General features: G+C 43.4%; 13 protein-coding genes. 2 read left to right on the top strand and 11 right to left on the bottom strand.

Features of this window, described 5'->3' with window-relative positions:
• Positions 1-46: 46 nt before the first annotated feature.
• Positions 47-1,120, bottom strand: a complete 1,074-nt coding sequence (locus AACR11_RS25260; protein ID WP_029788538.1) for a sensor domain-containing diguanylate cyclase — start codon at positions 1,118-1,120, stop codon at positions 47-49.
• Positions 1,121-1,326: 206 nt separating this feature from the next.
• On the opposite strand from AACR11_RS25260, the gene AACR11_RS25265 reads away from it, so the two are divergent.
• Together AACR11_RS25265 and AACR11_RS25270 are read left to right on the top strand one after the other, a co-directional pair.
• Positions 1,327-1,647: a hypothetical protein gene (locus AACR11_RS25265; protein ID WP_029788539.1), complete on the top strand. Its 321-nt coding sequence runs from the start codon at positions 1,327-1,329 to the stop codon at positions 1,645-1,647.
• A 236-nt stretch (positions 1,648-1,883) separates the two neighbouring features.
• Positions 1,884-2,045: a hypothetical protein gene (locus AACR11_RS25270; RefSeq protein ID WP_009697120.1), complete on the top strand. Its 162-nt coding sequence runs from the start codon at positions 1,884-1,886 to the stop codon at positions 2,043-2,045.
• Positions 2,046-2,554: 509 nt separating this feature from the next.
• Here the strand turns inward: AACR11_RS25270 and AACR11_RS25275 are convergent.
• The 10 genes from AACR11_RS25275 to AACR11_RS25320 all read right to left on the bottom strand — a co-directional run bounded on the left by AACR11_RS25275 (position 2,555) and on the right by AACR11_RS25320 (position 13,215).
• A complete protein-coding gene (locus tag AACR11_RS25275; protein WP_079325221.1) occupies positions 2,555-3,817 on the bottom strand; it encodes a metal-dependent hydrolase family protein in 1,263 nt (420 codons plus the stop codon).
• A 218-nt stretch (positions 3,818-4,035) separates the two neighbouring features.
• Positions 4,036-4,503 carry a GAF domain-containing protein gene (locus tag AACR11_RS25280; protein ID WP_005452302.1) on the bottom strand — a complete coding sequence of 156 codons (468 nt, stop codon included), beginning with the start codon at positions 4,501-4,503 and terminating at the stop codon, positions 4,036-4,038.
• A 24-nt stretch (positions 4,504-4,527) separates the two neighbouring features.
• Entirely contained in the window at positions 4,528-6,291 is a 1,764-nt protein-coding gene (locus tag AACR11_RS25285; RefSeq protein ID WP_029788540.1) for a lysophospholipid acyltransferase family protein, read from the bottom strand.
• 1 nt (position 6,292) lies between these two features.
• The gene (locus AACR11_RS25290) at positions 6,293-6,745 is read right to left on the bottom strand and encodes a hypothetical protein (RefSeq protein WP_005452305.1); all 453 of its coding nucleotides are present in this window, start codon (positions 6,743-6,745) and stop codon (positions 6,293-6,295) included.
• A gap of 29 nt (positions 6,746-6,774) precedes the next feature.
• Entirely contained in the window at positions 6,775-7,215 is a 441-nt protein-coding gene (locus AACR11_RS25295; protein WP_079325223.1) for a YHS domain-containing (seleno)protein, read from the bottom strand.
• A 263-nt stretch (positions 7,216-7,478) separates the two neighbouring features.
• A complete protein-coding gene (locus AACR11_RS25300; RefSeq protein ID WP_079325225.1) occupies positions 7,479-8,609 on the bottom strand; it encodes a D-alanine--D-alanine ligase in 1,131 nt (376 codons plus the stop codon).
• Complete coding sequence (locus AACR11_RS25305) at positions 8,587-9,192, bottom strand: DedA family protein (RefSeq protein ID WP_079325228.1); 606 nt, start codon at positions 9,190-9,192, stop codon at positions 8,587-8,589. Before AACR11_RS25305 ends, AACR11_RS25300 begins: the two co-directional genes overlap by 23 nt.
• A 273-nt stretch (positions 9,193-9,465) precedes the next feature.
• Positions 9,466-10,860, bottom strand: a complete 1,395-nt coding sequence (locus AACR11_RS25310) for a hypothetical protein (RefSeq protein ID WP_223295783.1) — start codon at positions 10,858-10,860, stop codon at positions 9,466-9,468.
• Positions 10,861-10,978: 118 nt separating this feature from the next.
• Positions 10,979-11,659 carry an OmpA family protein gene (locus tag AACR11_RS25315; protein WP_005452313.1) on the bottom strand — a complete coding sequence of 227 codons (681 nt, stop codon included), beginning with the start codon at positions 11,657-11,659 and terminating at the stop codon, positions 10,979-10,981.
• A gap of 8 nt (positions 11,660-11,667) precedes the next feature.
• Entirely contained in the window at positions 11,668-13,215 is a 1,548-nt protein-coding gene (locus tag AACR11_RS25320) for a TadE/TadG family type IV pilus assembly protein (RefSeq protein WP_050903541.1), read from the bottom strand.
• Between the last annotated feature and the right edge of the window lie 3 nt (positions 13,216-13,218).

Raw genomic sequence — 13,218 nt, forward strand, 5'->3', positions numbered from 1 at the left:
GCCGCGATGTGCGGCTCTTAATCTAATGTATGCTTTAGGAAGTCGACTATCGAGAACTAGTAGCAATCAGCGCTTCCATCTCAGAAACGTGCTTGCTTAGCGGTTCACCTTTCGCGCCACAAACACGATTTCGCCCTAAATTTTTGGCTTGATACAAAGCCTTGTCTGCTCGACGATAGGTTTGCTCAACCGAACGATTGATTGCCGTAATGCCACCACTGACCGTGATGCCCAATACACTTTTCGACTGAATGATTTCTTTCAGCCGGTAAATCACTTCAAACGCGTTTCGAGTATTGGTCTCAGGCATAATGATGGCAAACTCTTCTCCCCCAACACGTGCAACAATATCAGTTTCACGACACTCCGACTTCATCAATCTAGCGAGGTCTTTGAGTACGACATCGCCCACATCATGACCGTGCTGGTCGTTGATTTGTTTGAAATGGTCAATATCTATGATGGCTAAGGTGGCATTAGAAAACCCATATCGACCGGCGATGTTTGCGTAGCGAGCTAATTCTTCGTCAAAACGACGACGGTTCCAGCACGCCGTTAAAGGATCTTTTTCTGCTAAGCTCTTTAATTTGCTCTCTAGTCGAGCACGATGACTAACATCTCGAAAACTCACGACATAACGATCTCGCGTACCTACCCCCACTTTATAATGTGTGATGTGCACATCTAACGTTAAGTGGTCTCCAAAACGATTGGTCACTTTGATCTCGTCTTTCCAATTCGCTTTAGCGCCCAACTTAGTAAGTGCTTCATTTAATGGACGAAAGCCAAACTGCTTTAGATTTTCACCATTTAATTGTTCACTTGTGTACCCCGTCAGCCTCAAGAAACTTTTGTTGACGTAGTCTACTCGCAAATATTGATCAAGAATCACCACACCAATGACTGAGTGAGCAGCAATACTGGCAATCTTTTCATCAATTCGTTCGCTCTCAAGATAATAGTTACGAATAACCATCAATAACCCGATGGCAAAAAGCATCAGTGCCTGCCAACTGTAATCATACGTAAGTGTGTAAATACCCCAGCCGGTTATCGTCAACAGATAAACAATGGGCAGCAGCTTCCGTTTATTGTCGTTAGTAAATTGTCTCGCATTCATGACGTATGCTCCGAATAATTCAATGAGCAGAGGTTATTCAATTCGGAGAATAGAAATTTACCAATTCGCGCCACTGGTTTATCGCTAACCTCGCTCTGACAAAACAGACAAAGTGATTGATTGTTCGCAAATGTCGCTTAATGGCAATTTTTGTTATCCATTTCTCCCTACCTTATTCGTCAACTTATTTGAATTAGGAAACAGAAATGAAAGCACGCAATGTCCTTTTAATCTTATTGACGAGCACAATTGGCTTTAACGCTTACGCGATTACAGACGCCAGCAAGATCGGTGCGAATGCAGGAGCAATGAGTTATTGCTACGACCACGTCGCCTCTGGCAAAGACAAATCGAAATACCGTTTGTTGAAGCTGAAAACACTGGAAGAGTATCAAGACCTAGACAGCGGTGACCGAGCAAGAGCCTTAGTAATGAAGAAAGCCGCTGAAGATGGAGAATACCTTGGTGACCCGTTAGATAAATCTCGCTGTAACAGCTTAAGAAAAATGTTGTTCGTAAAATATTAGTCGATCAAGTGCCCGACAAAGCCATCACTGTTTAGTGGTGGCTTTTTTGCATCTGTAATCCACTCATCATAAATTCACCTTGGTTATTTATAACCATTCCAAGCAATACTCATTTTCTATCTTTACGTGCGAGGTGGCGCCAAATGGTAAGTCCCTAATCTCACTTATTCCTACTATATCGCTACAGGGTATGCATTGAGCGACAGGAGTCCCCCACTTAAAAATGAGAGACCAACATGACTTACGCAGAGTTCAAACAAACTGATTTACACACGTGCCTTACTGTTGCTGGCGAATTGATGGTAACGATTGGTAAAGTTGCTTTTAAAGCCGTAAAAATTCTAAGCAAAGCCTTTGGCTGGTTGGTAATCAAAACCTATCGTTATGTGATGAAGTAAGCCCTACAAGTCCTTTCACCAAAACCTTTTTAGTCCGAACCGCGCCTTATTTAAGGCGCGTTTTTTTGTTTGCCTTGTTTGTATTTCATCAACCCTTTTATGCTTTACCCAAGTAGCCTTGAGATGCTTGGGACATCTCCTTCCCCTATCTTTTTTCTTTACGCACGCCAGCTAATAACCAGCCAGTAACGATGTCGCTCTAAGAGATGAAATCTCTGCCTCTGTCTTCTCCTATACCGCTTAATTTATGGTGTTCTCCCTTCGACACTCCCGTGGTAGAACATAACTAAACTCAATGCTAGAAGAACATAAAGGCGCTCTCGATAGCCAATACGGATGAGTTTAAAATGGGCACGATGGTTTAACACGAGTAGATGTTGGCAGTAAGAACCAAATGGATGAAGCCAACAATAGATTAGCCGATAAGGTTTTGAAAAGTGATATCCACTCTAATCCCATGACGCAAAAAAGGCGCTCGATGAGCGCCTTTGATTAACAGGATAATGTTTTTACAATGTGTTCTTATAAACCACGCCATCTTTCATGATGACTTTCTTAGTTTCGTCTTTCATTACACAATCGACACCCTCAAGTGGATTACCATCGACGATAAGTAAATCTGCATACGCACCTTCCACAATTTGACCTAATTTGCCTTCTTGATATGGGTGCTTGTAAGTCGACAATTCAAACAAACGACCACAGTTTGAAGTTGCCATGCGCAGTGCAGTGATAGTGTCGAACGTTTTTTCAATCGCACCAAGCTCTTGCATCTGACTTTCATGAACATTTGCTTTACCAACACAGTCAGTACCAAACGCTAGGTTTTGAATATCGTATTTCTTGATAAGCTCAGCAGACTTAAACATTGCCTTACCAACGCGTTCTGTCTTGCGGTAAGTCTCTTCGTTTGGCAGCGGGATCTTACGCTCCGCAATCAGTGATGACGTGAAGTATGACGGAACAAGCCAAATGCCTTTCTCTTTTATAATTTGAGCGATTTCATCGTCCATAATAGTAGCGTGCTCAAAGGACATTACCCCTGCTTCTGCTGCACGTTTCATCGCTGGTGCTGTGTGAATATGAGCCGCGACATAGGTACCATAGTCGCTTGCCGCTTCCACCGCTGCTTTCATTTCATCTAACGTGTATTGCAACGTATCCAGCGGGTCGAAGGTAGAGGATGCACCACCACCTGCCATCACCTTGATTTGGGAAGCACCCATGAACAGTTGCTCACGAACAGCTTTTAATACTTCAGCACGACCATCCGCGACTTTAAACGCGCCCGTCTTCATTAGTGGCGAGTCTTCATGACCGCTCGCTAGACGTTCTTGCGCTTGGTTTTGGCGGTAGTCTGAGTGACCACAAGTTTGCGAAATCGCCGCCATACAAGGCAAAATTCGAGGACCTTTGGCGTAACCTTTATCGATGCTGTTTTTCAAGCCCAGTGTGTTGCCAGCAACATCACGAATGGTCGTAAAGCCACGCATCAACATCTCTTCAGAAATTCTCGCAGAACGAATCGCAATCTCTTCTCTCGTCATACCATCTAGCTCATTAAAGCCTGCTGAAAGCGTGATGTGTACGTGCGCATCAATCAAGCCTGGCATCACCGTTTTGCCTTCTGCATCGATGATTTGCTCAGCATTCGAGTCATCCACTTTCCCGATTTGTGTGATTAAGTTGTTTTCAATCAGAAGGTCCACGTTCTTCAGAAGTTGCTCATCCACACCGTTAAACACGTTTGCATTTTTAATTACGATACTCATGGTTTCTATCTCCGAGTCAGTTGTCTCAATACAGGTGCATCATATCGAGCGGTTGAGAAATAGAATTGCCATTTCACGACAAGTGCACATTCTTGGTCTAAGCAGTGAATCAACAACAACCAGAAAAAGTGCTGGAGTAGAAGTGTTAGATGCTAAGGAAGGAGACAAACAAAGAAACTCTGACCAAGAATTGTCAGAGTTTCTTTAGTTCACAGTAATCAGTGAGTGGCTTGGAGATGCTGCTCTACGTTGAGTTGAAGTTGATGGATTTGATCAATCGCACTAGGCGTACCTTTCGCGAAATCGAAAGGCTCATTATTCAGTGCGCACACCGTCCCAATAACTTCACCTTTGAAGGTGATTGGCACTCCGTAATACACACCGAGACCAAATTTCACTAAGTCTTCATTGCCCTTCCACTCTTCATCCATACTTGCATCCGCCACCAGCAACGGCTGTGCAGTATCAACGACGCGTTCGCAATACAGCTCATGACAACCTTGTTGATTACTTTTAGGACCAGCATCACCAACGTGGTAAATAGGTTGCTCATTCGCCGCAAACACCACCATTTGATCCGGCTTAGATTCCATAATCAATAAGGAATGCAGTTGAAACTGATGAGCGATATTTTCGAGTTGAGCTGTCAGCTCATCACGATAATTGGCTAATTTGATAAAAGGCATCGTATTTCTTACTCCTATAGATAGCTATTCACTTAAATCCGTTTTCTTATGGGCTAACTGATACTTCACGGCATTGTCGTAACCCATGTATTTACCAAGCTTTTTCTCCGGCACCGAAGTCAGATCCACGACAATCAAACCATCTAGCGTATAGTTAAACGCTGGGTCGACATTAAAGCAGACTAACTTGCCATTCATGCTCAGGTACTGTTTGAGAAGCACCGGAATTCCCATACCACGTTCAAGACGGCTGAGCACTTTGGATAACAAAGGCAACTGAGAGAGTGAGCTCAACATATCTGGTCGCCAAAATTCTTGACCGTTTCTCTCTAAAGGCGTTGTTGGCGAAACCAATTTGGCTTTGTCATTATCGTAATAATGAACCGACATAACGGAGGCGATGAGCTGCCTTGCCACTGGGCTATAATCGTTGCTGATGCTTACGGGACCAAAGAGATGGGTGTACTTTGGGTTGCGCTGAACAAAAGACGCAATGCCCTTCCACAATAAAAGCAATGAATGCATGTTGCGTTGGTATTGCTTCGCAACCACCGAGCGCCCCAGCTCAATCGAGCAACCTAGAGTTTTGATAAACGCCTCATCATATTTGAACAAACTGGTTGAATAGAGGGCATGAATTCCGCCTTGTTCAATCAGCTCATCAACCAGACCTAAACGATAAGCACCCACAAGTTCTCGGTTGGTTTTATGCCAAACAAAGAGCTGATGGTAGTTGGGATCAAAGAGGTCGACATCACAGCTCAAGCCGCTGCCTTCTCCAACATCTCTAAAGCTTTCTTCTCGTACGCGCCCAATCTCACGCATCATTTGCGGCATTTTTGGTGTAGGCGCACAATACACTTCAAAATCAGCCTGCTCTAATAATTTAAACTCAGACAGATCCAGAAGTTCATTTTCTAAAGTCTCTGTAAGAATAGGCGCAATTATTGGTTCTGCATGAAGAGTTTGTTGAGTGAGCTCCTTGCGACTGTCCATACTTCCCATTAAATAGGTGTTCAAACGGAAGTACTGGGTAATATCTTCATCATTTTCAAACCCTTGTATCTCGCGATAAGGGATTGGATTGCCGATTGAAACAGAAATGATCTCACCCGACTTATTGAGAAGTTCTCGTCCCAGCAGTGCCGTTCTAAGAAGCGGATGAATTCTCCCCGCTTGATAAAATAATTTGCTGTTCATACCACTTATAAACAAAGGCACAGTCGTCGCTTGAGCATGCTTAACAAATTTTGCTACTGAGTGACTCCATGTTTTATCAGTGATTTTATTTTCACTGGCTTGCCAAGAAGAGACTTCTCCAGCAGGGAAGATAATCAACACCCCACCTTCTTTGAGATGTTGGTTCGCCGCTTTAATTGCTCGTCGATTGGTTTGCTTTGCCTTTTCACCACCAAACACATCAACACCAATAAACAATTCATCCAGCTCAGGAATTCGCTTTAACAGTTCGTTAGCAAGCACTTTGACATCCTTGCGCACTTGGGAAATCAAGGAAGCTAAGATGATCCCTTCAATTCCACCAAACGGATGGTTAGCAACAACCAAAACCGAGCCATCACTGGGAATATTCTCTAAGCTGCCATGTTGAACTCGATATTGAGTACCAATTCGAGCAAGCGCTTCATGCATAAATGAATGACTATCTTCAGGCAACGGTTCTTGCTTGTACAAGGAATCTAACTTGGAAAGCCCAGTAGCCCACTCGACAACAGACTCACCTATTCCAAATGGCGTTTTTCTTGATAACCGGAAAGGACTTTCAACCATATTAGGCTCCTTTCATTAGCAAGGTGTTTGTAAAAGAGCCCTGAGCTCTAATATCGCGAATGGTTAAGAAAATAGCGGATAGCCAAACAAGGCAAGCCATACCAAATAGCAATCCACCATCATTACCTATCACTTCGCCCGTAGCGCTAAATTCAGGCATGACGACACCTAGCGGCGTAAACAAGTGGAATAAAATGGCTCCTGTCATAATCCCAACGGCCATTGTTGAACCAACACCATGGAAACGAGTAAACAGTAAAATGGCTGCAATTAACTCAGCAATCCCAATTAAATACCCGCCATAAACACCAAACCAATGAATCCCTGACCATTCTCCTAACGTGCCAAAAATATGATCGGTTTCATATGAACCAGTAAACTTAAAAAATAATGATTGAATAAAAACGAAAGCAATAAAAATCGAAGGTATATGTTTCTTTGGAATAAATGTCATGAGATGAACCTTATTATTTCTGAGTCTTATTACTGCTGAATCAATGTTGACCAGTTTTTATCGGCTGTAGCAATATGTCCTGCACGGTCATCATCCCACCACTGCTTCACTTCTGCGTCGTAATTTAGATACAGCTTGCCATCAACAATTGCCCATTGTTTAGGATCCGCAGGGGCAAAATCATTTTTAGCGGATACCGCCCATGCACAATAGCCACCATACTGTGGCGCATAAGCTTCTGGATTTTCTATAAATTTATTTAAATTATCTTGAGAAGAGAAATACCAGTCTGCCCCTTTGTATTCAGTTTTCCAGTTACTGTTTCCTTTCACAGGCTGACCTTCTGTAAAATAGGAGACCGTGTCATAACCGCTTAATGCCTTATTACTAAAAAATCCGGTATAAATTTCATCTTCCGCAAAAGAAGAGAAGCTGATTAATACCATCAGTAATGCAAATAATTTTCTCATCATTAAATTCCTTATTCGGAAATACGTTCTATCGAGGTATTGCCCTCACTAAGAAAGCATATTCACTGTGTGATTTATTTGGTGTTAATAAAAAGACAGGGCAAATGAGATAAAAATTACAAAGAATTGAAAATTAAATAAGAAAAGTACTGAATAACTGTTTTATGACGTAAAGTTGAATAACAGATGTCCCCATTCATCACCCTTTGTAGGGGCATCCATACCCAAATAACCTCGAGATACTTGGGTATAGATCAATGCTTTTAGTCTGTCATCGGGTACAGCTGCGTCAGGACTTTCTCTTCTCGCCATGCTTGAATGAGAGCACCCAGTGTCGGCGTTTGATGCCCTCGAAGCTTCTGCTTTGATCCGATTTGATAAAGTAATCGGTACTGCTTTAGCAATGTGGCGAAGATATGAGTTAGTGGTGTATCGCTATCCCAGATATGTGCCGCTTCACTGCTCGCACCATTAATCTCTAAGATATCAAAATGTTCACCATTCATTAGAGCGTGAATATCTTTAAACTTGATATCCAATCGCCCGTAGTGGAACCCATTAAAATCCCCTAGCACTTGATCGAGCGTCTGTTCCAGCTCTTGCGTAATGAATCGGTTACCATCGCGAAAAATGGCACCGCGTGAATGGCTTCCTGCAAAGGCTAGTTGAAATTCTTCACCTTTCGCGACGATCACTTCTAATTTCTCACTGTGCCTTGGTAAATAAAGGTGCTGTAACTTACCGGCCCTTGGACACTTCTCGATAAGCTGCTTAAGCGTAGACTGCCCATCACCAATCACTCGAGGGGAATATTTTAATGTCAGTGAGATGATTTCCCCTCGGGTTTCGCCTGGCTGCCTGACGTAAAATACCCCAGCTTCAGCGCTGTACTCTGATTTCTTCTGTAACAGGAAACGTCCATCAACGGGAAACGTTTTAATGTAGCTTCTTAGCTGTTCATCCGAACGCAATAGCTTCACGCCAGCACCACGGCAACCAAGATCAGGTTTCGCCACCAATGGATACTCTAAACTCGATCGTTTTAGCTGCTGTGTTGCGTCTTCTAAAGCAGTTTCAAGCTGTTCATGCGTCTTAGTTAATGTGATAAAAGGCAATATCCACTGCTTAGTTTTGTCTCCCGAAGAAGCGAAAATGTCATGCTTGGACTCCCCCACCATACCGCTTAACTTGATTGAAGGGTTTGCGATCAAAGGTAATGCCCAATCTCGGTGGATAGCGCTGAGGACCGCGCTTTGAATCACCACGGGTGTATAAAAAAACCAAGCTGGTAAAAACTCAAACGGAGAGACTACTCGCTTTGGTTCTTGAAGAGCGGGCATACCGGCATTAACCATTCCGTTTGGGATCATTTCAACGTGGGCGAGTTGCACCATATGTGTTCCTTAACAATGTTTTTGAAATCAGTTTGTTGAGCAGCAACATCACGACCAATCCAATCGGAATCAACAAACTGTTTATTTGATGTTGTTGAAGCCATTGCATGCTGCCTAGTTGGAAGAAAGAGCCAAAAATCAACGCAGTCCATAAACTCGTCGCGCTTAACACGGCGATGAGAAACTTCATTTTGGGCACATCCAAAAATCCGCTAAGCGTAAATCCTACGGTTCTTAATCCGGGAATAAACCGAACGGTGAATAACGTAATGAAAGCTTTATGATGAAGTGTGCGTCGCACGCGCCTAGCACGTTGATATCGAAGCAAGCGATAGCGGAAAAAACGTACCTTTTGTGCCAATTTCCCCAGCCAATAAAGCCCTATGTCTCCTGTGGCGATACCTGTAAAAATCGCCAATAACGCAAGAGGTGTTGGCATCACTTGCTCTACCGCTAAAGTAGCGGCAGTAACGATAGCCAAATCTTCAAGTAAGTATGACAACAATACTACTCCGAGAAATAGCATCGACAGAGGCACATTGCCTTGATACAGCCAAGCTTCTAACGTTGCCACTTCACTCATATTCTCTGTCCCATTGCTATTCACTCGTCATTCAAGGCCTCTACGAGATGATTTTTCGATCCATATTGATGAACAGAAATAACTAGAGGCTATGCTTAAAGACAGGATCATCAGTAACAAAATTTCACTGCAATACAGAGAAAGTCGATAACGCCCAACGTTGTTGCGTCAGTCGAATTTAGGAAGTTTCCAGTAATAGGAACAAAAAGAGCCGCGAAATGCGGCTCTTAAATGTGCTTGTTTACTAATAAGATTTAAAGGGGGAACGATGTCTTAGTTCATGTTCACCATACAAATGAACTTATTTGTATCAAATGCTTGATCCAATTCTTCATGCTTCTCCGATGAATACACTTTGCCATCTTTCGTCCAGTAATCTCCCGGAGATAGATAGGTGTAGAGGCGCAAGTATTCATAAGCGGCTTTGTTTGGCAAACGAGACGATAGACGCTCACAATATTTCTGTGCGTCAGCCTGACTTAAGAAGATGTCATGAGACTTTTTGTTACCTCTGAATCTTGGCAATAGATAAGTAAAGGCTTCATCTTTGTACAGTACCTTATTGGTGTAACGCTGAAGATCGGGCTCTTCTGCAGACTCCAGCTCAGCGACGACTTTAGGTGGTAACAAACTCTCAGAGAATCTTACGGTATCTTTAGGTTGAGCCTTTTCACTGTTCGCATCAGTCTTGTCTTCTACCGCTAAACGTGTAGGAACCGCCTTCGGAGCACTGGCTTTGCTCGCAAACGGGAAGAAGTAGTCGCCACCATTTTTAAGATTTAGCTTAAGCGACTGAGTTTTATGATTGTTCACGGCTCGCACACTATAAATACCCACATAGTTGCCCGTTACATCAACTCGCTCGCCAGAGCCGACTTCCTGGTCATTAATGTAGAAAACCGTTTGTGGTGAGTTTGAACGGAACACAAAGCGCACGTTATCAAGATCAAGTGCTTGTCTCAGTTCAACCTCTGTATTCGCACTGTAATTGTGCTTGTAGCTTGCGTCCGCAGTGAAAGAAAGGTCGCCGTTTAATTTTTGGTTTGCATCCACGACTTTAAAGCTCGTGAGTTTGATTCGAGATAAACCACCTTTGCTTAATACAAAAGCGTTCTTGATAGAAGGGAGATTTCGGTTTACGCACGTTGATAAACTTTCCGCAACGTTACACTGCAATTGACCAGAATAAGTATCGTTTATCACACGTTTTGATTCATTCAAATGACGCGCTTTTATCTTTTCGTACAGAGCAAGGAGTGCGTCGTTCTTCACTCGCTCGATTTGACTTGCCTCTTGTTGGTCTTGTGACAATTGCTGCTTAGTTTCGACCAACAACTTCCCTGCGGTTTCAATTTCCTTTTTCATTGAATTCACTTTGGCAGACATATTGCGCAAAGTCAGAATTAAGGATTCGTCATATACACCATCAACCAACTTGTCTTTCAAGCGATTAGAGTCAGATTTGATCATCTCGACATTGGTCGCCAATTTGATCTTGGTGGACTCTATTTCAGCATTCAATTTATTGTAGTGCGAGATGTTTTCATCAATTCTCAGCGCACTGTACTGCTGGTCGTAAGCAGTATTAATGCTGTTTAATGTATCCTGCTCGTTAAAGTTAATGAGCTCTGAGGCAGCGATCATACCACTCCACGCTACCCCCACCATAATGGCTATTATTGTTTTAGATTTACCCACTGCCACTCCAAATTGACCCACCACGACACCATTGTTGTTAATGCTTCACCTTGCGTTTTAGGCAAGGTGAACGCTATACGATTAAAACCTATTCCGTTGGCTTTACTTCGTCTGGTTTTATTTGATCTGGTTTTGCCTGATCATTCTTAGAAGCCCATATTTCTGAGCGTCTGTTTTGTGCTCGCCCCTCAGCGGTTGAATTCGACGCAATCGGCTGAGTTTCACCAAATGAACGAACGACAATACGGCTTTTATCCACGCCTTGCGCAATCAAACCGTTAGACGTTGTCAACGCACGTTGCAAGCCTAACGATTGGTTGTAGCCTTCAGAGCCCTTGCTGTCGGTATGACCATCTACCGCAATAGCACTATCGCTATTTTTAAGCGAACCTGCGAGTTGATTCAGAGCTTTGCTGCCCATTGGTGTTAAGTTGGATTTATCAAAACCAAAATGCAGACGCGCAACCAAGCCATCACCTTGATGATTGTTATTTTGATTGCTAATCCATGTCGTACAGCCTGTTTGATCCAACCCTAACTTTGATTTACCTGCCAATGCTTGTTTGAGCTCACCATTGTTAGACTTCTGCTCTATTTGCAAAAAGCCCTGTCGATGTTGAGCAATTCCGACAACGTCATCCACTTTGATACTATGTTGGTACTCGCTGAAGGTATTGTCGCAATAAACGCTAATCCCCTCTTCTGCCTTAACTATCAGGCTAAACGGCAACGTCGAGATAGCGAATGCACCAATGACTAACTTTTTCATATTTTCCTCTAGTACAACTTAGTTATTCCGCTTGTTTTTGAGCCTTTGCGGATGAGTTCTTCTATCTTTTCAATCAATTCATCTAAGTTAGATACATCAATGATGTCTTCACTTGGATTAACAACACAGTCTTGAAAACCACTTTGTTGAGATGCACGGAAATCGATACCAATAACACCGATGTATAAGCCCGGAATCTCTGCTCTGGCTTTGTCACACATACCGTTGTCTACTAGCCCCTTCAGAATGCCGTTGTTAGGGCTTTCCTGCCCGTCACTCAAAATCAGCAACATCTTGATTTTCTTGTTGTAAGCTTGCTGCTCTTCTTCATCGGTACTGTTTGGGTCTCCATCATGAAGAACCTGAGATCCTCTTAATATGCCTTGAAACGCTGCAGTACCACCGTCTGCCCACATCGACTTAATCGAGTCCAAATCTGAAAGTTTGTTCGACAATGGGATGTTATAAAATTGCGATGAATATGAAGAACCATGAGCATTAAACAGTCGGGTGCCGCTCACACCATAGAAATTAGGCTTTAATCCTGATTTATCAGTAAACATGGTCGATACCGAAGTCGGTAAATCAACATAGTTGTAGACATCAGCTACGGCGTAGCGATCTGCGTCGATAACATCACGAATACGCTTGGCATAATTGTGATTTTCTGCCCGAGGGCTTCGACAGTTCGACTGCCAATAAGCACAATTCTTCACTTCGCTTGCTGTGTACGTGCGCCAGTAGTCCCAATCGACATCGTTGTAGCTATAAGGTGACAAGTAAGCCTTGTACCCGTTCTTGTAACTTAGTTGGCTTGTCGCATTGGCTCTATTGCCTGCCACAATTTCTCTGGTGCGAACGTTAAACGGCACAAAGCCAACTCGGTTAAGCAGTTTGTCCCCGGTGGTGTCTTCTCCTGGCTCATCACAAACGTCTTTCCACTCTCCGTCGACGAAGTCTTGACGAATTTTTTTACAAAGAATCTTGTTTGATATCTGATCGATAGCGGTTTTCAAATCGTCAATTTTTTTGCTCCGACTTGAGCCCCACTTATCATTCATCGAGCCAGAAAAGTCCGAGACGAAAACGATATCAATGTTGTTATCCCCAAGATAAGCAGGGTACTTTCTTGCCAGCGATCGTCCGGCTAATTCCTGCTGCTTATCAAACGATGGGATAAAGCTGCTTGCAAACCAAGAGTCATGCGTTGTTCTGGCGTTCACTGTGTATTGGATATACTCAAGAGCACCAGTATCCTTATCTTCCGCTTGATAAAAACGTTGAGCAGAAAGGTTGGTTGACTTGATGTCTCTCACATAGTTTTCGACATACTTCGTTGCCAGCGCGCGGGCTGCACCCGGTTGGTCTTCAATCGTAACGGCCATTGCCGCAGCTTCCGCTGAATCCCTTAGTCGGCTCGACTCCTGCACATAACGGGTGCCCTCAACAGCCCAAAAAGTGACGCCCATAATAGGCACAAGCAACAAGCCCATCCATACAGCGGCGACGCCCTTTTGTTGTTGGAGACTTCGATGCTGATATTGCTGCATTCTCATTTC

The sequence above is a fragment of the Vibrio sp. L85 genome (assembly GCF_963871815.1).
GTDB lineage: Bacteria > Pseudomonadota > Gammaproteobacteria > Enterobacterales > Vibrionaceae > Vibrio > Vibrio harveyi.

Bases quoted from the DNA above. Each gene is read 5' to 3' on its own strand.
- AACR11_RS25260 (WP_029788538.1), bottom strand. From the start codon at position 1,120: ATGAATGCGAGACAATTTACTAACGACAATAAACGGAAGCTGCTGCCC.
- AACR11_RS25265 (WP_029788539.1), top strand. From the start codon at position 1,327: ATGAAAGCACGCAATGTCCTTTTAATCTTATTGACGAGCACAATTGGC.
- AACR11_RS25270 (WP_009697120.1), top strand. From the start codon at position 1,884: ATGACTTACGCAGAGTTCAAACAAACTGATTTACACACGTGCCTTACT.
- AACR11_RS25275 (WP_079325221.1), bottom strand. From the start codon at position 3,817: ATGAGTATCGTAATTAAAAATGCAAACGTGTTTAACGGTGTGGATGAG.
- AACR11_RS25280 (WP_005452302.1), bottom strand. From the start codon at position 4,503: ATGCCTTTTATCAAATTAGCCAATTATCGTGATGAGCTGACAGCTCAA.
- AACR11_RS25285 (WP_029788540.1), bottom strand. From the start codon at position 6,291: ATGGTTGAAAGTCCTTTCCGGTTATCAAGAAAAACGCCATTTGGAATA.
- AACR11_RS25290 (WP_005452305.1), bottom strand. From the start codon at position 6,745: ATGACATTTATTCCAAAGAAACATATACCTTCGATTTTTATTGCTTTC.
- AACR11_RS25295 (WP_079325223.1), bottom strand. From the start codon at position 7,215: ATGAGAAAATTATTTGCATTACTGATGGTATTAATCAGCTTCTCTTCT.
- AACR11_RS25300 (WP_079325225.1), bottom strand. From the start codon at position 8,609: ATGGTGCAACTCGCCCACGTTGAAATGATCCCAAACGGAATGGTTAAT.
- AACR11_RS25305 (WP_079325228.1), bottom strand. From the start codon at position 9,192: ATGAGTGAAGTGGCAACGTTAGAAGCTTGGCTGTATCAAGGCAATGTG.
- AACR11_RS25310 (WP_223295783.1), bottom strand. From the start codon at position 10,860: ATGGTGGGGGTAGCGTGGAGTGGTATGATCGCTGCCTCAGAGCTCATT.
- AACR11_RS25315 (WP_005452313.1), bottom strand. From the start codon at position 11,659: ATGAAAAAGTTAGTCATTGGTGCATTCGCTATCTCGACGTTGCCGTTT.
- AACR11_RS25320 (WP_050903541.1), bottom strand. From the start codon at position 13,215: ATGAGAATGCAGCAATATCAGCATCGAAGTCTCCAACAACAAAAGGGC.